Raw genomic sequence first — 20,338 nt, 5'->3', positions numbered from 1 at the left:
TGTGACCACCCGGAACCAGGAGGCTCTTTTGACCACGGACATGTCTCGGCGACGGCTCTTCGCGCTGGGCGGCGGCGCACTCGGCGCCGCTGCGGCCGGATCGTTCCTGCCGCCGTCGCTCCAGGCCGCCATCGCCGCGCAGCCCGCCCACGCGGGGTCCGGAGGCCTCGGCTCCATCAAGCATGTGGTGATCCTGATGCAGGAGAACCGGTCCTTCGACCACTACTTCGGCACCCTGCGCGGCGTACGCGGCTTCGGCGACCGTAACGCCATCGAGCTGCCCACCGGCGGGACGGTGTTCGAGCAGCCCGGCGCGGCCGGCGACACCGTGCTGCCCTTCCCGGTGCGCGGCGCGGCCGAGGAGCAGAAGAAGGACCTCCAGTACATCGGCGCCCTCGACCACTCCTGGAACGGCGGCGCGCAGGCCTGGGGCGGCGGCTGGATGAACGGCTGGATCAGCGCGAAGACCGCGGCCACGATGGCGTACTACGACCGCCGTGACATCCCGCTCCACTACGAGCTGGCCGACACCTTCACCGTCTGCGACGCCTACCACTCCTCGATCCACACCTCCACCAGCCCCAACCGCAACCACCTGTGGAGCGGCAAGACCGGCTTCGAGGCGAACGGGAAGCGGGCCGTCGGCAACGACGCCTACAGCGAGGGCAGCCACCCCGGCTACGACTGGTCCACCTACGCCGAGCGGCTGGAGAAGGCCGGGCGCAGCTGGCGTACGTACACCGAGTGGGAGAACTTCACCGACAACCAGATCGAGTTCTACGCCACCTTCAAGGCCGTCGCCCGCAAGGCGCTCGCCAAGACCGGCGGCCATACGTACATGGAGGCCTTCTACGCGAAGGTCCGCGGTGCGTCCGAGGCCGAGCGCACCCGGCTCCTCGGGCTGCTGGACGAGGGCGTCGCCACCCTCACGAAGCAGGAGCGCAGCCTGTTCGAGCGTGCGCTGCGCCGGGTGCCGTCCGGGACGCTGGCCGAGGAGTTCGCCAAGGACGTGGCCGCCGGGACCCTGCCCGAGGTCTCCTACCTGGTGCCCTCGGCGATCGACTCCGAGCACCCGAGCACCTCGTCGCCGGTGCACAGCGCCACCATCGTGTACAAGATCCTCGACGCGCTCGGCAAGAACCCGGACGTGTGGCGGCACACCGCCGTACTGATCAACTACGACGAGAACGACGGCTTCTTCGACCACGTGCCGCCGCCCGTCGCACCGCCCGAGGTCACCGACGAGCAGTGGGAGGGCCGGCCCACCGGCCTCGGGATCCGGGTGCCGCTGCTGGTCGTCTCGCCGTGGACCGTCGGCGGGTACGTCTGCTCCGAGGTCTTCGACCACACCTCCGTCATCCGCTTCCTGGAGCGCTGGACCGGGGTGAAGGAACCCAACATCAGCGACTGGCGGCGTCGCGTCACCGGCGACCTCACCTCCGCCTTCGACTTCACCCGGGCCCGGCGGCAGCCCGCCGTCGAGCAGCCCGGTGCGATCCCGCCGATCAGCGGGCGCTGGCAGCCGAAGCCTCCGGCGGTCCAGCACCTCCCCGAGCAGGAGCCCGGCGCACGCCCGGCGCGCCCGCTGCCCTACCAGCCGGACGCTCGTGCGCACCGGTCGGGCGACGCCCTGCGCGTGGACCTCGCCAACAGCGGCCGGTCCTCGGCGCACTTCGCGCTCTACCCGTACGCGGGCGAGTTCCCGGCCCCGCTCCACCAGGACGTCCGGGGCAGCGCGCACTGGACCGTCCCGCTGACGGGGGAGGCGTACCGCTTCACGGTCACCGGGCCGAACGGCTTCCGGCGCGAGTTCGCCGGACCGGCCGACGGGGGAGCGGAGGTCGCCACCCGCATCGACCCCCGCGACCGCGACCTCCACCTCACCCTGCGCAACACCGGCCGCCGGACCCTGACCTTCCTGGTGCGGCCGCTCGGCTACGTCGACGAGGACGACGTGCGGGACTGGACCCGCCGTGTCACGGTCAAGCCGGGCCGCAGCCGGTCGCTCGTGCACTCGGCGGCCGACGCCCACGGCTGGTACGACCTCGCGGTCACGGCCGAGGGGGAGGACGGCTTCCGTCGGCGGCTCATGGGACACATCGAGAACGGCCGCGCCAGCGTCTCCGGCTGACCGGGCCAGGTCCGAACCCACGGTCGCAGGGCCTGATCCATCCCGTGTAGGGAACAGATCAAGCCCTGTGACCATGGCCACGAAACGGACAAAGGATCACGTTCTGCTGACAGAGTGACGGTCTCAGGTCATGAGACGTTTGCGGGCAGATCGCGTTATCTGCGGGTAAAGGTCCACGAACCCGCAGGGAGCTCATCCGTTGGCTGCCATCGCCCGCTGGTGCATCAGGCACCGCCTCGTCGCCGTCCTCATCTGGCTCGCCGCCCTCGGCGGGACCGCCGCCGCGGCGGGTTTCGCGGGTTCGGCGTACTCCAACGACTACGAGGTCCCCGGCACGGAGTCCGGCCGGGCCACCGAGCTCCTCTCGCGCGGCTTCACCGACCTCGGCGGCGACACCGACACCGTCGTCTGGCACACCACCGGCTCCACGGTCACGGCCGCCGACGTCGAGCAGACCATGACCCGCACGCTCCACGCGATCGAGGGCCTGCCCGGCGTCGGCGGGGTCACCGGCCCCTACGGAGCGGCCGGCCCCGGCCAGATCAGCGAGGACGGCCACACCGCCTACGCCACGGTCACCTTCGACCGCCCCGCTGACGAGATCCCCGCCTCCCAGGCCCAGGCACTCGTCGACACCGCGAAGGCCGCCGAGGCCGACGGGCTCCAGGTCGAGCTGGGCGGCACCGCCGTCGCCCTCACCGAAGCGCCCTCCGTCCACCTCGCCGAGGGCATCGGCGTCGTCGTCGCGGCCGTGGTGCTCTTCCTCGCCTTCGGCTCGCTCGCCGCCAGCCTGCTGCCCATCGCCACCGCCCTGGTCTCCGTGGGCACTGCCTACGCGGGCATCGTGCTGCTCGGCCATGTGATGACCGTCGCGGACTTCGCCCCGATGCTCGGCATGCTCATCGGGCTCGGCGTCGGCATCGACTACGCGCTGTTCATCGTCACCAGACACCGCAGAGGACTGCGGCGCGGCATGTCCGTCGACGAAGCGGCCCAGAACGCGGTCACCACCACCGGCCGCGCCGTCGTCTTCGCCGGGGCCACCGTCTGCATCGCCCTGCTCGGCATGCTGATCCTGCGGCTCGGCTTCCTCAACGGCGTCGCCATCGCCGCCTCGCTCACCGTCGTCCTCACCGTCATGGCCTCGGTCACCCTGCTGCCCGCCCTGCTCTCGCTCATCGGGATGCGGGCGCTCAGCCGCCGTGAGCGGCGCGAGCTCGCCGACCACGGACCCCGGCCCGAGCTGCCCACCGGGTTCGCCGCCCGCTGGTCCGCCTTCGTGGAGCGGCACCCCAAGCTGCTGGGCGGCATCGCGGCCGTCGTCATGGTCGTGCTCGCCCTGCCCGCCCTCGGCCTCCACCTGGGCACCTCCGACCAGGGCAACAACCCGGCCACGGCCACCACCCGGCAGGCCTACGACCTGCTCGCCGACGGCTTCGGGCCCGGCGTCAACGGCCCCCTCACCATCGCCGCCCAGCTCGACGGCGCCGACGACCGGCTGGCGCTGGACTCCCTGCCCGAGAAGCTGCGCACCACCGAAGGCGTCGCCTCCGTCAGCCCGGTCACCTACAACGCGGGCGGCGACACCGCCTTCCTCACCGTCGTACCCGACTCGTCCCCCCAGTCGCAGGACACCAGCGAGCTGGTCGACCGGATCCGGGGCGAGGTGCTGCCGCCGGTCCAGGACACGACCTCGCTGGAGGCCCAGGTCGGCGGGGTGACGGCGAGCTACGACGACTTCGCCGAGATCATCGTCGGCAAGCTCCCGCTCTTCGTCGGCGTCGTCATCGGACTCGGCTGCCTGCTGCTGCTCCTGGCCTTCCGGTCCATCGGCATCCCGCTCAAGGCCGCCGTGATGAACGTGGCCGCCGTCGCCTCCTCCTTCGGCGTCGTCGTCGCCGTCTTCCAGTGGGGCTGGGGCAGCGAACTGCTCGGCCTCGGCAGCGCCGGGCCCATCGAACCCTTCCTGCCCGTGATCATGGTCTCGGTCCTCTTCGGCCTCTCCATGGACTACCAGGTCTTCCTGGTCGGCCGGATGTACGAGGAGTGGCTGGAGACCGGCGACAACCGGCGCTCCGTCCGGGTCGGCCTCGCCGAGACCGGCCGGGTCATCAACTCCGCCGCCGTGATCATGATCTCCGTCTTCCTCGCGTTCGTGCTCAGCGGCGACCGGGTCATCGCCATGTTCGGCATCGCGCTGGCCACCGCCGTCGCCCTGGACGCCTTCGTCCTGCGCACCCTGCTGGTGCCCGCCCTGATGCACATGCTCGGCGGGGCGAACTGGTGGCTGCCGGGCTGGCTGGACCGGCGGCTGCCCCGCATCAGCATCGAGCCGCCCGACTGCGTACCGCTCCATGCGAAGATCCCGGTGGCGCGCGCCATGGAAGAGAGCGTCGCGCAGGCTGAGGAGGAGCACGATGTTCGCCATATCCCTGGGTGACGACAAGGCGGAGCTGCGGCCGCTGGAGGTCTGGCAGGCCGAGGAGTTCCTCGTCCACATGGACCGGGCCCGGGAGGGCGTCGACCCCTGGATCCCGTTCGCCTCCTTCGCCACCGACCTGGACTCGGCGCGCGCCCTGCTCCAGCGGTACGCGGAGAAGCAGGCGGCGGACACCGGACGGCTGTACGGCATCTGGCTGGACGGCACCCTCGTCGGCGGCGTCCTCTTCCGGATCTTCGACGCGGAGTCCGGCAACTGCGAGATCGGCGTCTGGCTGGAGCCCGCCGCCCAGGGCCGCGGGCTGATCACCCGCGCCGCCGAGCGCCTGATCGACTGGGCGGTGTACGAGCGCGGCATGCACCGCGTGGAGTGGGACGCCTCCGCCGCGAACACCCGCTCGATCGCGGTGGCGAAGCGGCTCGGGATGACGCGGGACGGCGTGATCCGGCAGAACTACCTCTACCGGGGCGTACGTCACGACTCGGAGATCTGGTCCGTCCTCGCCCCGGAGTGGCGGGCCCGCGCCGGGCGCTGAGCCCCGGCGCACGCCCGGCGTTAAGAGGGCTCTCATCCGGGCCCCCTAGCGTGCGGCGCATGAACACCTCCCCCTCCAAGACGACGACCCCGTCCACGACCACCCCGCCCGCCGGGACGACCGACCCCGCAGAGGGCACCGCCGACGCCGTTACGGAGGAGGCGACCACGCAGGACTCCCTGGTGAAGGACGCCGAGCCGAAGGACGCCACCGGTACGCCGTCGGACGCCGCCGACCCCGCGACAGCCCCCGACGACCTCGCCGAGCAGAGCGACGACGAGGACGAGGACCTGGAGCCCGACCCCTTCGACGAGGCCCGGCAGGGCGTCGGCACGGGCGCGGCCGCCGTCGTCTCCGCCGCCCTGGGCGTCGTCGCCCTGACCGGCGCGTGGACCGGCCGGGTCGCCGCCGAGCGCGAGACGCTCATCGGACAGATCCAGACCGCGGGCGGCAGCAGCGCGGCCCAGCAGATCTCCGAGATCTACGGGGACGCCTGGCACACCACCGCCCTGGTCAACGGCGTCTTCGCCGTGCTGGCCCTGCTCGTCGGCGCCTTCGTCCTGGTCCGCCCCGCCTTCGGCGCACCCTCCGCGAAGCCGCAGCCCACCTGGATCCGCGCGGTCGCCCTGGCCGGCGTCGCCCTCGGCGTCCTCGGCGTGCTGATCTCCGTGGGCATGTACTTCGACCTCTTCGCCGCCCTGCCCACCGCGGGCGCCCCGGCCGCCGGCTGACCCCCCCCGGCCGCGGCCCCGTACGGCACCTCCTAAGGCACCCGCCCACCCCTCGGACACGGGGTAGGCCCGTACGGGGACCGTCTAAGGCCCCCGGCACCGGGAAGATGCGGAACTCGCCCGATGCGGTGCCCCCTCCTGGCCGACGACAGTGGATACACAGCGACACAGGGCCCCGGCCGACCGGCCGGGCAACCCTCCGGTCCGCTGCCACGACCAGGAACCAGGGAGTACACCGTGTACGACTACGAGCTCTACCGCCACACCTCCGCCGAGCTGATCCGCCAGGCCGACACCGAGCGCGAGATCGGCCGGGCCCGCCTCGTCCGCCGGGCCGCCCGCCGTACCGGACGCGGTGATCCCGAAGGGAAGGTGATGGAGGCCGACCACACCCGCTTCGCCCCGGCCGCCTGACCGGAAGCATGATCACCGTCGGCCGAAAAGATCCCACCGCCTCCTCCGCGTATGCGATGCTCGGCAGCGTGGAGACCAGGTCAGTCAGCCCCGTGTTCGTCGGGCGCGCCGAGGAGCTCGCCTCGCTCACCGAGGCGCTCGGGCGGGCCGCGTCCGGCGACCCGCAGGCGCTGCTGATCGGCGGCGAGGCGGGCGTCGGCAAGACCCGTCTCGTCGAGCAGTTCGTCACGGCGGCCGAGCGGCGCGACGCCGTCGTGGCCGTCGGGTCCTGCGTCGAGATCGGGGCCGACGGGCTGCCGTTCGCCCCCTTCCCGACCGCCCTGCGCGCCCTGCGCCGGGCCCTGCCCGAGGAGATGGCCACCGCCTGCGCCGGCCAGGAGGGCGAACTGGCCCGGCTCCTGCCCGAACTGGGCGAGGCCCACCGGGACGCGACCGACGAGCACAGCATCGCCCGCCTCTTCGAGCTCACCGCCCGGCTGCTGGAACGGATATCCGCCGACCGGGCCGTCGTCCTCGTCCTGGAGGACCTGCACTGGGCGGACGCCTCCACCCGGCACCTGCTCGCCTATCTCTTCCGCACCCTCAGCAGCGGCCGCCTCATGGTCGTCGGCACCTACCGCGCCGACGACATCCACCGCCGCCACCCCCTGCGCCCGCTCCTCGCCGAGCTGGACCGGCTGCGCACCGTCACCCGCGTCGAACTCGACCGGTTCAGCCACGGCGAGGTCGGCAGCCAACTGGCCGGCATCCTCGCGGAGACCCCCGAGGCCGCACTCGTCGACGAGATATTCGACCGCTCCGACGGCAACGCGTTCTTCGTCGAGGAGCTGGCCCGCTCCCTGGAGTGCTGCGGCGACAGCTCCGGGCTGACCGAATCGCTCCGCGACCTCCTGCTCGTCCGTGTGGAGGCGCTCCCCGAGCACGCCCAGCGGATCGCCAGACTGGTCGCCGAGGGCGGCTCCTTCGTCGAACACGAACTGCTGGCCGCCGTCGCCGGACTCGGTGAGGACGAGCTCGACGAGGCCCTGCGCGCGGCCGTCGGCGCCAACCTGCTGCAACCCGCGCCCGACAACGACGGCTACCGCTTCCGGCACTCCCTGGTCCGCGAGGCCGTCAGCGACGACCTGCTGCCCGGTGAACGCACCCGCCTCAACCGCCGGTACGCCGAAGCCCTGGAGGCCAACCCCTCCCTCGTCCGGGACGACGAACGCGCCACCCGCCTCGCCAGCTACTGGTACGCCGCCCACGACGCCGCCAAGGCCCTGCCCGCCGTGCTCCGGGCCGCCGTCGAGGCCCGCCGCCGCTACGCCTACGCCGAGCAACTGAGGCTGCTGGAAAGGGCGATGGAGCTCTGGGACGACGTGCCCGACGCGGTACGCGCCACCCTGCGCCCCTTCGACTTCGCGGAGGTCTACCCGGGCTCCGGCCGCGACCCGGAGAACACGCCGCTGCGCTACCTGGACCTGATGGCCGAGGCCACCGTCGCCGCCCACTTCGGCGGCGACCGCAAACGCGCCCTCGCCATCTCCAAGAAGGCCATGCGGGTCCTGGCCGCCGAGCCCGACCCGCTGCGCGAGGCCTGGTTCCTGGTGCAGCGCAGCCGACTGGTGCAGGGGCTCGACAAGGGAGACGGCTGGGAGGAGCTGGCCACCGCCCAGGAGCTGGTGCGCGGACTGCCGCCGTCCCCCGTGCAGGCCGACGTCCTGACCAATGTGGCCAGTTGGCGGGCGCTGCACGAGCCGGGCCCGCAGGCGCTCGCCGACAGCGACCGCGCCGTGGAGTACGCCCGGCTCGTCGGCGACGAGTACATCGAGCTGCACGCCCGCCTCACCCGGGGCTGGCTCACCGCGGACGCGGGCGGCGTCGAGGACGGCCTCGCCGAGATGTACGCCGTCCGGGACCGCGCCGAGAAGCTGCACCTGATCAACCTCCTCGGCCGGGTCAGCGTCAACCTGCCCTCCTCGCTCGAAGCGATGGGCCGCTCGCTGGAGGCCGTCGCCGCCGCCGACCACGGCATCGAGATCTGCCACAGCCTCGGCCTGGCCGACTCCGGGGCCTGGGTGTACGCCAACCAGGCACAGTCCCTGTTCTCCCTCGGGCACTGGCCCCAGAGCGAGGCCGCGGCCGTGTCCTCCGCCCGCCTGGCGCTGGGGCCCAAGTCGAAAGGCCTCGCCGCCCTCCGCCGTACCGAACTGGCCGTCGCCCGCGGGGACCTCGCCGAGGGGGAGGAGCTCCTCGCCCTGGTCCGCAGGCACTTCGGGCAGCGCGATCCGCAGCACCAGCACCTGATCGACCCCGTCCGGCACGGCATGGTGCTGGCCGCCTCACAGGGCAGGCTCGCCGAGGCACGGGCCGCGTTCGAGGAGCTGGCCCGGCCCGGCTTCCCGCACAGCACCCAGCGCTACGCCCTGCCGCTGCTCCAGACCGCCGCCATGATCGAGGCGGACGCCCGCGGACTGCCCGCCGCAGAACCGGGCCGCCCGGAGCTGCTGGCCCTGATCCGCCGGTGCGTGAGGCACCTCCCGATGCTCGTCCCCGTATGGCTGGCCCATGGCGTCTTCATCGAGGCGGAGCTGGCCCGCGCGGAGGGCACGGACACCCCCGAACACTGGGCACGCGCCGCCGAGGCCTTCGGACCGCTGTGCCGCCCCTACCAACTGGCCCAGATCCACCGCCGCTGGGCCGAATCCCTGCTCATCGCCCCCGGCGACCGGTCCGCCGCCACGGCCCTGCTGCACCGCTCACTGGAGACCGCCCGCCGGCTCGGCGCACGCCCGCTCGCCGAGGCGGTCGAACAGCTGGCGGCCCGGGCCCGCATCACCCTGGACGGCTCCGGCGCGGCATCCGGTCCCGACACCGGGATCCACCCGGCCGTCCTGGCCGCCGAACCCGCCGGAGGGAGCCCGGGGCAGCCGCCGGCCGAGGAGCAGGACCCCGCCATCGCCGCCGTGGCGTCCTTCGGGCTGACCCCGCGCGAGCAGGACGTGCACCGGCTGGTCGCGGCCGGGCACACCAACCGCAGGATCGCCGAGGAGCTGTTCATCTCGCCGAAGACCGCGAGCGTGCACGTCTCCAACATCCTGGCCAAGCTCGGCGTCTCCAGCCGGGGCGAGGCGGCCGCCCTCGCCCACCGCCTGAGGCTCTACCCGGCCGCCTGAGGCCCCCTCCGGGGCCCCTACACCTCGGGCTCCTCGTCCGCGCGGCGCTCCGGTCCGCTCACCGGCTTCCCGGGCCGGGGCCGCCCGAGCACGGCGTCCTGCTCGGGCGCCACCACCGGCAGCATGCGCCCGTGCCGGTGCTCCGGAGCACCGGCCGGTATCAAGGCATCGCCCGGGGCCGGAGCACCGGCCGGGATCGGATCACCGTCCGGGGCCGGGGCGCGGACGGTCACCTTTCCGGACGTCAGGTCTATCGGCCCCCGGTCCGGATCGCCGACGCCGAGATCCACCCGGCTCAGCTCCAGCCGCTTCTGCTCGTCGGAGACGTGTTTGCGTCCCGGCGCGAAGAGCTCCTCGAAGAAATTGAACACCGGCCGTGCTCCCTCCGACATGCCGCGCGGGCGGACCGGCTACCGCACTTCCACCTGGAGGACCCTGTCGTCCCCGGGCTTCTGCGTGCCCCGTCCGTCCGTGTTGCTGGTGACCAGCCACAAGCGGTCGCTCCCCGCACTCACCACAGTGCGCAGGCGGCCGTGCTTCTCATCCAGGAACGACTGGGGGTCCGCCAAAGGTTCCTCCGCCTTCTCGCCCGACAGCGGAATCCGCCACAGCCGCTCGCCCCGCAGCCCGGCCATCCAGATCGAGCCCTCGGCGTACGCGATGCCGCTGGGGGAGGCCTCCGAGGTCTTCCACTGCGCCACCGGGTCGATGAACCCGTCCTCGCCCTCCTTGCCCTCGACCTCGGGCCAGCCGTAGTTCCCGCCGGGCTCGATCAGATTCAGCTCGTCCCAGGTGTTCTGGCCGAACTCGGCGGCCCACAGCCGCTTCTGCGCGTCCCAGGCGAGACCCTGCACATTGCGGTGCCCGTACGAATACACCACCGAGTCCGCCTCCGGATTGCCGTGCACCGGCTCGCCGTCGGGGGTCATCCGCAGGATCTTGCCCGCCAGCGACTCCTTGTCCTGGGCCAGCCCGGTGTCCCCGGTCTCGCCCGTGCCCGCGTACAGCATCTTGTCCGGGCCGAACGCGATCCGGCCGCCGTTGTGGATGCTGCCCTTGGGGATCCCGCGCAGGACGGTGTCCGGGGCCCCCAGCTGCTGTCCCACCGGGCGCTTCTCGTCGTAACTCATGCGGACGATCCGGTTGTCGGACGTGGTGGTGAAGTAGGCGTACACCAGCTGGTCCGCGCCGAACGTGGAGGAGACGGCGAGCCCGAGGAGTCCGCCCTCGCCGGCCGGGGCCACCCCGGGCACCGAGCCCAGCAGCGTCTGCTTGCCGCTCTCGCCGTCGATCCGGTGGACCGTGCCCTCGTCACGCGAGGCGACCAGCAGATCACCGCCCGGCAGTGCGGCGAGACCCCAGGGCGACTTCAGATTCTCGGTCAGCGTCGAGACCACTTTCGCCGACCCCTTCGCGGGCGGCAGGTCGGCCGACCGGCTCGGCGAGGCCGGCGGAGCGGAGCCCTCCGAGGCGGTCGGGGAACCGGCCGGCCGCCCGGACGAACCCCCGTCCCCGTCGGCGGAACACGCCGTCGACAGCAGCAGGGCGGCCGACGCCAGCGCGGCCACCACCCCCCTGCGCATCGCCGGGGACTGCACAGGTCCGAACAGAGCACCACGCACGGAACCGATCCTTTCGACGGTTGCCCGACTACCGCTCCTGCACCTTGTACCTACACCCTGTTCCTACACGGCGACCGGCCCAGAAGTTCCCGATGCGGCCATTCTCCCGCCGCGGCGCCGGTGACGCTCAGTCCCACGACTCGCGGGCTGCGGGCAGGGCGTCGATCTCCGCCAGGTCCCGGTCGTCCAGGACCACCCGCGCCGCCCCGGCGTTCTCCACCGCCCACCGCTCCCGCTTCGCCCCCGGCACCGGCACCACATGCGGGCCCTGCCGCAGCACCCACGCCAGCGCCACCTGGGCCACGGTCGCCCCCCGGCGCTCCGCGACCCTCCGCAGACCGGCCACCACCGGCTGGTTCGCCGCCATCACCTCCGCCGTGAACCGCGGATGCCTGGCTCGCAGATCCTCCGGCTCGAAGCCCTGGCCCGGCTTCAGCGTCCCGGTCAGATAGCCGCTGCCCAGCGGCATCGCGGCCAGCAGCCCGACCCCGCGCGCCACACACCACGGCAGCAGCTCCGTCAGCGCCTCGCGCGACCACACCGACAGCTCCGCCTCGACGGCGCTGACCGGGAACACCTGCTGGATCCGCTCCAGTTGCCGGATCGTTCCCTCATGCGGCCCCTCGCCCGACCGGCGCGGCGCCCGCGCCCCCACCGCGCACAGCCCGAGCGAACGCACCTTGCCCGCGGTGACCAGCTCCGCCAGCGCACCCCAGGTCTCCTCCACCGGCACCTCGGGGTCGGCCCGGTGCAGCTGGTACAGGTCGATCACATCGGTCTGGAGCCGCCGCAGTGAAGCGTCGCAGGCCCGCCGGACGTACCCCGGCCGGCCGTTGGCGACGATGTGCTGATCGCCCACCAGCAGCCCGCACTTGGTGGAGACGAACGCCTCGTGGCGGCGGCCCTTCAACGCCCGCCCCACCAGCAGCTCATTGGTGAACGGCCCGTACATGTCCGCGGTGTCGAGCAGCCGGACGCCCGCGTCCAGCGCCGCGTGCACCGTGCGCACCGAACGGTCGCCGAGCTGCTGCGACGCGCTGTAACCCCAGCTCATCGGCATGCAGCCAAGCCCGACCGCACCCACGGCAAGCCCCGCCGCCCCGATAGTCCTGCACTCCAACTCCCCGAACCCTCCCTCGTTCCCGCGGTCACGGGGCCGCACCGCACCCAAAAGTAACCTCTGGTCCCTCCGGGCCCCCGCGCAGCCGTCCTGGAGCGCTCGCACACCCGTCGCATAACCTCCTGACCATGACTGCGACGACTGCCGACGTGTGGCTGCCCTTCCCCGCCGAGGAGATCGACGGACTCCCCGAGAGCTTCAACTACCTCTTCTGGGACGGCGAACCGGACTATCCCGGAGATCCGGCCGACTGCGCCTACTACGTCGTGCCCTACCTGAAGGGGTCCGAGGTCGCGGTGCGCCCGCTCGCCGCGATGGGGGCCGTCCAGGTGGTGCAGACACTCTCCGCCGGCATCGACCACGTGGAGCCCGGTCTCCGGCTGCTGCCCGCCGGCGTGCGCCTCTGCAACGCCAAGGGCGTGCACGAGGCGTCCACCGCCGAGTTGACGCTCGCGCTCGTCCTCGCCTCCCTGCGCGACCTCCCCGGGTTCGTCCACGGCCAGGACAAGGAGGAGTGGCGGTCCGGCTTCTACCCCGCGCTCGCCGACAAGTCCGTCCTCATCGTGGGGTACGGCTCCATCGGCTCGGCCATCGAGGACCGGCTCGTCCCGTTCGAGTGCGCGCGGGTGGCGCGCGTCGCGCGCTCCGCACGGACCACCGCGCGCGGCCCCGTACACACGCTCGACGATCTGCCCGCCCTGCTGCCCGAGGCCGACGTGGTGATCCTCTCCACCCCGCTGAACCCGTCCACGCAGGGGCTGGTGGGCGCCGACTTCCTCGCCGCGATGCCCGACGGAGCCCTTCTCGTCAACGTCGCCCGGGGCGGAGTCGTCAACACCAAGGCCCTGCTTTCCGAACTCGAGTCCGGGCGGCTGCGGGCCGCACTCGATGTGACCGACCCGGAACCGCTGCCCGCGGGCCATCCTCTCTGGCATGCTCCGAATGTCTTGATCACGCCTCATGTGGGCGGCAGCACCTCGGCGTTCGAACCGCGCGCCAAGCGGCTGCTGGCCGCACAGCTCACCCGGTTCGCCGCCGGAGAGCCCGTGCACAACGTCGTCCGCACCACCGGCTGACCCGCCGGGGCGGCCACGCTACGGGGCGGTTCGGATGCACGCAGTGCCGCTCACCTCGCCTTTCGTCACGGAGCGTAGAGAATCTATGGCCCTGAGTGACGGATCTGGTGTATCGTCCGATCCGGGGGGCTGCGCCGTGGAAGGGACGGCGCGGGGGGAGCACCGGAACGCGAGGGGGCGACGGGCGATGTGCTGGCCATGGAGAGACGATCCGACGCGGACGGGCGGACGGTCGCTGCCGCCCGCGCCGATGGAGCGCAGCACCCGCCGATGGCCGGATTCCTGCCCCGGACCGGCATCGCCGACGCCGTCGCGGCCGGGCCGGAGCGAGCGGCGCCGCAGGGTCCCCGCGAGGCGCCGGGCGCCGGGGAGCACGTGCCCGGCGGGCCCGGGGCGGGGAGCCCTCCGGTGAGCGCGCTGGGAGCCCTGCTCGCCCCGCGGTCCGCCTCCGGTGCCACGGGGATGCGGTCCCGGATCCTGCTCGGCTTCGTCTGCGCGGGGTATTCCGTGGGTGCCGCCGTCGGCTGGGGCTCACCACAGGTGGCCGTCTTCATGGGGGACTTCGGTCTCGCCGCGGCGGCGCTGATCGCCGCGGTCTCCTGTTTCCTCTACGCACGGACGGGCGCGGGCCGGCTGCGGCCCGCCTGGCTGCTGTTCTCGCTCTCGTCCCTCATGGCGGCCTGCGGAAACGCCGTCTGGGGCTGGTACGAGGTGATCCTCGGCGTCCCCGTGCCCACCCCCTCCCTCGCCGACGTCTTCTTCCTCTGCTTCGCGCCGCCCGCCATCGTCGGACTGCTCGTCCTCGCCAAACGCCCCGTCACCCGCGCCGGCTGGGTGTGCCTGGCCCTGGACGCCTGGCTGATCGGCGGCTCCCTGCTGACGCTCGCCTGGAGCCTCGCCCTCGCGCACACCACGCACCTGGCGGGCTTCACGGACACCAGCGTCGCGCCCGCGGCCCTCTCGCTCGCCTACCCGCTGCTCGACATCGTGCTTGTCTCGATGGTGCTCGCCCTGCACTTCCGCCGGGCCGGGGTGAACCGCTCCGCGGTCAACACCGCCATCGCCGCCCTGGCGCTCACCGTGCTCAGCGACGCGGTGTTCACCTCGCCGCTGCTGCGCTCCACCTACCACTCGGGCCAGCTCCTCGACGCCGGCTGGTTCGCCGGGTCGCTGCTCCTCGCCTACGCCCCCTGGGGCGCCCGGCGCGCGGCCCGGCCGGCCGCCAGGCCCGGGCCACCGCGCGCCATCGCCAGCCGGCCCATCGCCGGCTCCCTGGCCGCGCTGACCCCGTATCTCGCCGCCGCCGTCTGCACCCTGGGCATCCTGTACAACGTGGTCGACGGCCGCCGGGTGGACCGGGTCGTCATCTTCACCGGCTGCACCGTCGTCCTGGCGCTGGTCGTCCGGCAGGGCATCATGCTCCTCGACAACATCTCCCTCACCCAGGAACTGGCCCAGAAGGAGAACCACTTCCGCTCCCTGGTGCAGGGCTCCAGCGACGTCATCATGATCGCCGCGCCCAACGGCACCCTGCGCTATGTCAGCCCCGCCGCCGCCGGGGTCTACGGGCGCGAGGCGGAGGACCTCGTCGGCTCCGAGCTGTCCTCGGTCATCCACCCCGAGGACCTCGGCCGGGTCGTCCACGAGCTGCGGCGCTTCCTCGCCGCCCCGCCGCACGAGGAGCCCACCACCCGCATCGAGTGCCGCTTCCGCTCGGGCACGGGCGACTGGCTCAACGTCGAGTCCACCGTCAACCGCCACCAGGGCGGCCTCCTCCTCAACAGCCGGGACGTCACCGAACGGGTCAGGCTCCAGGCCCAGTTGCAGCACAACGCCGAGCACGACCCGCTCACCGACCTGCCCAACCGGGCCCTGTTCACCGCCCGGGTCCGCCAGGCGCTCGGCGGCCGCCGCTCGGGCGACCCCGGCACCGCCGTCCTCTTCATCGACCTCGACGGCTTCAAGGCGGTCAACGACACCATCGGCCACCAGGCGGGCGACGAACTGCTCGTCCAGGCCGGCCGCCGGCTCCAGGACTCCGTCCGGGCCGGCGACACCGCCGCCCGGCTCGGCGGCGACGAGTTCGCCGCGCTCATCATGGGCGACGGCACCCGCGACCAGGGCGCCCGCGAGTACCAGGTCCACGAGATCGCCGACCGGCTGCGCCTCACCCTCTCCCAGCCCTACCGGATCGGCCCCAGCGAGGTCCGGGTGGCCGCCTCCATCGGCGTGGCCTTCGCCGAGCCCGCCATCACCCCCACCGACCTCATGCGCAACGCGGACCTCGCGATGTACCGCGCCAAGGCCGGCGGCAAGGACCGCGTCGAGCTGTACGCCCCGCAGATGCAGGCCGACGTCGTCCGCCGCTCCGAGCTGGCCACCCGGCTGCGCACCGCCCTGCGCGACGGCGAGTTCGCCCTGCTCCACCAGCCCGTCGTCCACCTCGCCAGCGGCTCCGTCGCCGCCGTCGCCGCCCAGGCCCGGTGGCGCTCCGCCCAGGGCATCCTGTTCACCCCCGCCGAGTTCCTCCGGGTCGCGGGCGACGACGACCGCACCGCCGAGCTCGGCCGCTGGCTCCTGGAGGAAGCGGTGGCCCAGGCCGCCGACCGGGCCAGGGCCGGACACCCCGTCGCCGTCTCCGTCCGGCTCTCCGCCGCCCGGCTGCTGGACGCGGGCCCGCCCCCCGGCTCCATCGAGGCGCTGCTGACCCGCCACGGCCTGCCCTCGGGCGCCCTGATGATCGAGGTCGCCGACAGCGACCCGCGGGTCTCCTTCGACGCCCTGGAGCAGCGTCTCGTGGCCCTGCGCCGGCTCGGCGTACGGATCGCGCTCGACGGCTTCGGCAGCGGGTTCGCGGCGGTCAACGCGCTGCGCCGGCTCCCCATCGACGTACTGAAGCTCGACCGGAATCTGGTCGAGGGCGTGGTCGAGTCGGCCAGGCTGCACAAGATCACCAGCGGCCTCCTGCGGATCGCCTGCGATCTCGGCCTCCAGTCCGTCGCCGACGGCGTCGACGTCCCCGAGCAGGTCCTCGCCCTGCGCGCCATGGGGTGCACCCACGGCCAGGGGATGGCCTTCTCCGGCCCGCTCGACGAGTACCGACTGCGACGCGCCCTGGTCCGCGGGGAGTTCCCCGTACCGGGCATTCCGAGCCCCCGGCCGGCCATGGCGGGCGGCTCGATCCCGCTGCTCACCGGATCACATGCTGAGACGCCCGTCCCACCCACTTGACACGTCATGCGTGCCGGAGAGAGGGTCAATGCCATGCGCACCCGAATTCTCGTACTTGGAAAGCGCGTCGGCTGAAGCAGAGTCACTCCACGACACTCTGCGGACCGCACCCGGCGCGCTCCCCTCGCTTGCCTCACGGCACGAGGGGTTTTTTGTTGCACTGACACCGCTCAAACCGCTGCAAAACACCCGCGAAAACCCTCAGCTTCGAGAAGAGAATGCCGATGACCGAGCAGGCCACCGGGGCCCACCACCCGCAGCCGCGCGCCCGTAACGGCGGACAGCCGTCCGTCACCGTTGAGCACGTCACGGGCGCGCAGTCCCTCATCCGTTCTCTCGAGGAAGTCGGCGCCGACACGGTATTCGGCATTCCCGGCGGCGCGATCCTCCCCGCCTACGACCCGATGATGGACTCCACCCGGGTCCGCCACGTCCTGGTCCGCCACGAGCAGGGCGCCGGCCACGCCGCCACCGGGTACGCGCAGGCCACCGGCAAGGTCGGCGTCTGCATGGCCACCTCGGGCCCCGGCGCCACCAACCTGGTCACCCCGATCGCCGACGCGCACATGGACTCCGTGCCGCTCGTCGCGATCACCGGCCAGGTCGCCGCCAAGGCGATCGGCACCGACGCCTTCCAGGAAGCCGACATCTGCGGCATCACGATGCCGATCACCAAGCACAACTTCCTGGTCACCAAGGCCGAGGACATCCCGCACACCATCGCCGAGGCCTTCCACATCGCCTCCACCGGCCGTCCGGGACCGGTCCTCGTCGACATCGCCAAGGACGCCCTCCAGGCGAAGACCACCTTCAGCTGGCCGCCCACCCAGGACCTGCCCGGCTACCGCCCGGTGACCAAGCCGCACGCCAAGCAGATCCGCGAGGCCGCGAAGCTGATCACCCAGGCCAAGCGCCCCGTGCTGTACGTCGGCGGCGGCGTCCTCAAGGCCGGGGCCACCGCCGAGCTGAAGGTCCTCGCGGAGCTGACCGGAGCGCCCGTCACCACCACCCTGATGGCGCTCGGCTCCTTCCCCGACAGCCACCCGCTGCACGTGGGAATGCCGGGCATGCACGGTGCGGTCACTGCCGTCACCGCGCTGCAGAAGGCCGACCTGATCGTCGCCCTCGGAGCCCGCTTCGACGACCGCGTCACCGGCAAGCTGGACAGCTTCGCCCCGTACGCCAAGATCGTCCACGCCGACATCGACCCGGCCGAGATCGGCAAGAACCGCGTCGCCGACGTCCCGATCGTCGGAGACGCCCGCGAGGTCCTGGCCGACCTGGTCCAGGCCGTCCAGGCCGAGCACACCGAAGGCAACACCGGCGACTACACCGCCTGGTGGAAGGACCTCAACCGCTGGCGCGACACCTACCCGCTCGGCTACGACCTGCCCGAGGACGGCAGCCTCTCCCCGCAGCAGGTCATCCAGCGCATCGGCAAGCTCGCCCCCGAGGGCACGATCTTCGCCGCGGGCGTCGGCCAGCACCAGATGTGGGCCTCCCACTTCATCGACTACGAGCAGCCCGCCACCTGGCTCAACAGCGGCGGCGCCGGGACGATGGGATACGCGGTCCCGGCCGCCATGGGCGCCAAGGCCGGCATGCCCGACCGCACGGTCTGGGCGATCGACGGCGACGGCTGCTTCCAGATGACCAACCAGGAACTGACCACCTGCGCGCTCAACAACATCCCGATCAAGGTCGCCGTCATCAACAACGGCGCCCTCGGGATGGTCCGCCAGTGGCAGACCCTCTTCTACAACCAGCGCTACTCCAACACCGTGCTGCACTCCGGCGCGGACACGGACGGCAACGCCGCCAAGGGCACCCGCGTCCCGGACTTCGTCAAGCTCTCCGAGGCCATGGGCTGCTACGCCATCCGCTGCGAGGACCCGGCCGACCTGGACAAGGTCATCGAAGAGGCCAACTCCATCAACGACCGCCCCGTCGTCATCGACTTCATCGTCCACGAGGACGCCATGGTCTGGCCGATGGTCGCCGCCGGCACCTCCAACGACGAGGTCCAGGCCGCACGCGGCGTCCGCCCCGACTTCGGCGACAACGAAGACGACTGAGAGACAGAGAGAGAACGACTCCCATGTCCGAAAAGCACACGCTCTCCGTCCTGGTCGAGAACAAGCCCGGTGTCCTCGCCCGGATCACCGCCCTGTTCTCCCGACGCGGCTTCAACATCGACTCGCTCGCGGTCGGTACCACCGAGCACCCCGACATCTCCCGCATCACCATCGTCGTGAATGTCGAGGGCCTGCCCCTGGAGCAGGTGACCAAGCAGCTCAACAAGCTGGTCAACGTCCTGAAGATCGTCGAACTCGAGCCCGCCGCTGCGATCCAGCGGGAGCTCGTCCTGGTGAAGGTCCGCGCCGACAGCGAGACCCGCTCCCAGATCGTCGAGATCGTCCAGCTGTTCCGCGCCAAGACCGTCGACGTCTCCCCGGAGGCCGTCACGATCGAGGCGACCGGAGGGGCCGACAAGCTGGAGGCGATGCTCAAGATGCTGGAGCAGTACGGCATCAAGGAGCTCGTCCAGTCCGGCACCATCGCCATAGGGCGCGGCGCGCGCTCGATCACCGACCGGTCCCTGCGCGCCCTCGACCGCTCGGCCTGAGCGGACGGACCCGGGCGGAGTCACACGCTCCGCTCGCATGGCGAGACCCGACAACGCATACGACGCACCCCGCCGTACGGTGGGACGCAACACCTGCACACCAAGGAGAAGACCCAGTGGCCGAGCTGTTCTACGACGACGATGCCGACCTGTCCATCATCCAGGGCCGCAAGGTCGCGGTTCTCGGTTACGGCAGCCAGGGCCACGCCCACGCGCTGTCGCTCCGTGACTCCGGCGTCGACGTCCGCGTCGGTCTGCACGAGGGCTCGAAGTCCAAGGCCAAGGCCGAGGAGCAGGGCCTGCGCGTGGTGACCCCGTCCGAGGCCGCCGCCGAGGCCGACGTCATCATGATCCTCGTCCCGGACCCGATCCAGGCCCAGGTCTACGAGGAGTCCGTCAAGGACAACCTCAAGGACGGCGACGCGCTGTTCTTCGGCCACGGCCTGAACATCCGCTTCGGCTTCATCAAGCCGCCGGCCAACGTCGACGTCTGCATGGTCGCCCCCAAGGGCCCCGGCCACCTGGTCCGCCGCCAGTACGAGGAGGGCCGCGGCGTTCCCTGCATCGTGGCCGTCGAGCAGGACGCCTCGGGCAAGGGCCTGGAGCTCGCCCTCTCGTACGCCAAGGGCATCGGCGGCACCCGCGCCGGCGTCATCAAGACGACCTTCACCGAGGAGACCGAGACCGACCTGTTCGGTGAGCAGGCCGTCCTCTGCGGTGGCACCGCCGCCCTGGTCAAGGCCGGTTTCGAGACGCTGACCGAGGCCGGTTACCAGCCCGAGATCGCGTACTTCGAGTGCCTGCACGAGCTGAAGCTCATCGTCGACCTCATGTACGAGGGCGGCCTGGAGAAGATGCGCTGGTCCATCTCGGAGACCGCCGAGTGGGGCGACTACGTCACCGGCCCGCGGATCATCACCGACGCCACCAAGGCCGAGATGAAGAAGGTCCTCACCGAGATCCAGGACGGCACCTTCGCCAAGGCCTGGATGGCGGAGTACCACAACGGTCTGCCCAAGTACAACGAGTACAAGAAGGCCGACAGCGACCACCTGCTGGAGACCACGGGCCGTGAGCTGCGCAAGCTCATGAGCTGGGTGAACGACGAAGAGGCCTAGGCCTCGGGGGAGCGGGGGGGGGGGGGGGCCGGGGCCCCCCCCCCCCCCCCCCCCCCCACACCCCCCCCCCCCCCGGGGGCGGGGGGGGGGGGCGGGCGGGGGGGGAGGAACGCCCCACCCCGGCCCGGGGTGGGTC

14 protein-coding genes are annotated in these 20,338 nt (G+C 72.2%); 11 read left to right on the top strand and 3 right to left on the bottom strand.

Annotated features, from left to right (window positions below; all coding sequences use genetic code 11):
- Window positions 1-28: 28 nt before the first annotated feature.
- The 6 genes from ACIQPT_RS28670 to ACIQPT_RS28645 all read left to right on the top strand — a co-directional run bounded on the left by ACIQPT_RS28670 (window position 29) and on the right by ACIQPT_RS28645 (window position 9,409).
- Window positions 29-2,131, top strand: a complete 2,103-nt coding sequence (locus ACIQPT_RS28670) for a phosphocholine-specific phospholipase C (RefSeq protein ID WP_401159962.1) — start codon at window positions 29-31, stop codon at window positions 2,129-2,131.
- 199 nt (window positions 2,132-2,330) lie between these two features.
- Complete coding sequence (locus ACIQPT_RS28665; protein WP_401159960.1) at window positions 2,331-4,571, top strand: MMPL family transporter; 2,241 nt, start codon at window positions 2,331-2,333, stop codon at window positions 4,569-4,571.
- Window positions 4,549-5,106: a GNAT family N-acetyltransferase gene (locus tag ACIQPT_RS28660; RefSeq protein WP_401159958.1), complete on the top strand. Its 558-nt coding sequence runs from the start codon at window positions 4,549-4,551 to the stop codon at window positions 5,104-5,106. Before ACIQPT_RS28665 ends, ACIQPT_RS28660 begins: the two co-directional genes overlap by 23 nt.
- 50 nt (window positions 5,107-5,156) lie before the next feature.
- Window positions 5,157-5,837 carry a hypothetical protein gene (locus ACIQPT_RS28655; protein WP_401159956.1) on the top strand — a complete coding sequence of 227 codons (681 nt, stop codon included), beginning with the start codon at window positions 5,157-5,159 and terminating at the stop codon, window positions 5,835-5,837.
- A gap of 237 nt (window positions 5,838-6,074) precedes the next feature.
- Entirely contained in the window at window positions 6,075-6,251 is a 177-nt protein-coding gene (locus ACIQPT_RS28650; RefSeq protein ID WP_401159954.1) for a hypothetical protein, read from the top strand.
- Between the two features lie 8 nt (window positions 6,252-6,259).
- Window positions 6,260-9,409 carry an AAA family ATPase gene (locus ACIQPT_RS28645; protein WP_401159953.1) on the top strand — a complete coding sequence of 1,050 codons (3,150 nt, stop codon included), beginning with the start codon at window positions 6,260-6,262 and terminating at the stop codon, window positions 9,407-9,409.
- 17 nt (window positions 9,410-9,426) lie between these two features.
- On the opposite strand, the gene ACIQPT_RS28640 is transcribed toward ACIQPT_RS28645, so the two are convergent.
- The 3 genes from ACIQPT_RS28640 to ACIQPT_RS28630 all read right to left on the bottom strand — a co-directional run bounded on the left by ACIQPT_RS28640 (window position 9,427) and on the right by ACIQPT_RS28630 (window position 12,115).
- The gene (locus ACIQPT_RS28640; protein WP_401159951.1) at window positions 9,427-9,780 is read right to left on the bottom strand and encodes a DUF6191 domain-containing protein; all 354 of its coding nucleotides are present in this window, start codon (window positions 9,778-9,780) and stop codon (window positions 9,427-9,429) included.
- A 39-nt stretch (window positions 9,781-9,819) separates the two neighbouring features.
- The gene (locus ACIQPT_RS28635) at window positions 9,820-11,031 is read right to left on the bottom strand and encodes a PQQ-dependent sugar dehydrogenase (protein ID WP_401159949.1); all 1,212 of its coding nucleotides are present in this window, start codon (window positions 11,029-11,031) and stop codon (window positions 9,820-9,822) included.
- Window positions 11,032-11,158: 127 nt separating this feature from the next.
- Window positions 11,159-12,115: an aldo/keto reductase gene (locus ACIQPT_RS28630; protein ID WP_401160123.1), complete on the bottom strand. Its 957-nt coding sequence runs from the start codon at window positions 12,113-12,115 to the stop codon at window positions 11,159-11,161.
- A 164-nt stretch (window positions 12,116-12,279) separates the two neighbouring features.
- On the opposite strand from ACIQPT_RS28630, the gene ACIQPT_RS28625 reads away from it, so the two are divergent.
- From ACIQPT_RS28625 to ilvC, 5 genes are all read left to right on the top strand, one after another.
- Window positions 12,280-13,227, top strand: a complete 948-nt coding sequence (locus ACIQPT_RS28625; protein ID WP_401159947.1) for a 2-hydroxyacid dehydrogenase — start codon at window positions 12,280-12,282, stop codon at window positions 13,225-13,227.
- Window positions 13,228-13,635: 408 nt separating this feature from the next.
- On the top strand, window positions 13,636-16,458 hold the full coding sequence (locus tag ACIQPT_RS28620) for a putative bifunctional diguanylate cyclase/phosphodiesterase (protein WP_401160121.1): 2,823 nt from the start codon (window positions 13,636-13,638) through the stop codon (window positions 16,456-16,458).
- Window positions 16,459-16,676: 218 nt separating this feature from the next.
- Window positions 16,677-18,533: an acetolactate synthase large subunit gene (locus tag ACIQPT_RS28615; protein WP_401159945.1), complete on the top strand. Its 1,857-nt coding sequence runs from the start codon at window positions 16,677-16,679 to the stop codon at window positions 18,531-18,533.
- A 23-nt stretch (window positions 18,534-18,556) separates the two neighbouring features.
- Window positions 18,557-19,084 (top strand): acetolactate synthase small subunit, encoded by a 528-nt coding sequence (ilvN, locus tag ACIQPT_RS28610; RefSeq protein WP_003966072.1) that lies wholly within the window; start codon window positions 18,557-18,559, stop codon window positions 19,082-19,084.
- A gap of 116 nt (window positions 19,085-19,200) precedes the next feature.
- Window positions 19,201-20,202, top strand: coding sequence for a ketol-acid reductoisomerase (gene ilvC, locus ACIQPT_RS28605; protein ID WP_384331516.1), 1,002 nt, complete (start codon window positions 19,201-19,203; stop codon window positions 20,200-20,202).
- Window positions 20,203-20,338 lie beyond the last annotated feature (136 nt).

Origin of the sequence: Streptomyces sp. NPDC091289, from assembly GCF_044757365.1 — a bacterium.
Classification (GTDB): Bacteria; Actinomycetota; Actinomycetes; order Streptomycetales; family Streptomycetaceae; genus Streptomyces.
This window is presented reverse-complemented; position numbering and strand designations above follow the sequence as displayed.

What these genes read in the sequence shown, in the direction of transcription:
- ACIQPT_RS28660 (WP_401159958.1), top strand. Translation starts at nt 4,549, where the DNA reads ATGTTCGCCATATCCCTGGGTGACGACAAGGCGGAGCTGCGGCCGCTG.
- ACIQPT_RS28645 (WP_401159953.1), top strand. Translation starts at nt 6,260, where the DNA reads ATGATCACCGTCGGCCGAAAAGATCCCACCGCCTCCTCCGCGTATGCG.
- ACIQPT_RS28625 (WP_401159947.1), top strand. Translation starts at nt 12,280, where the DNA reads ATGACTGCGACGACTGCCGACGTGTGGCTGCCCTTCCCCGCCGAGGAG.
- ACIQPT_RS28615 (WP_401159945.1), top strand. Translation starts at nt 16,677, where the DNA reads ATGCCGATGACCGAGCAGGCCACCGGGGCCCACCACCCGCAGCCGCGC.
- ilvN (WP_003966072.1), top strand. Translation starts at nt 18,557, where the DNA reads ATGTCCGAAAAGCACACGCTCTCCGTCCTGGTCGAGAACAAGCCCGGT.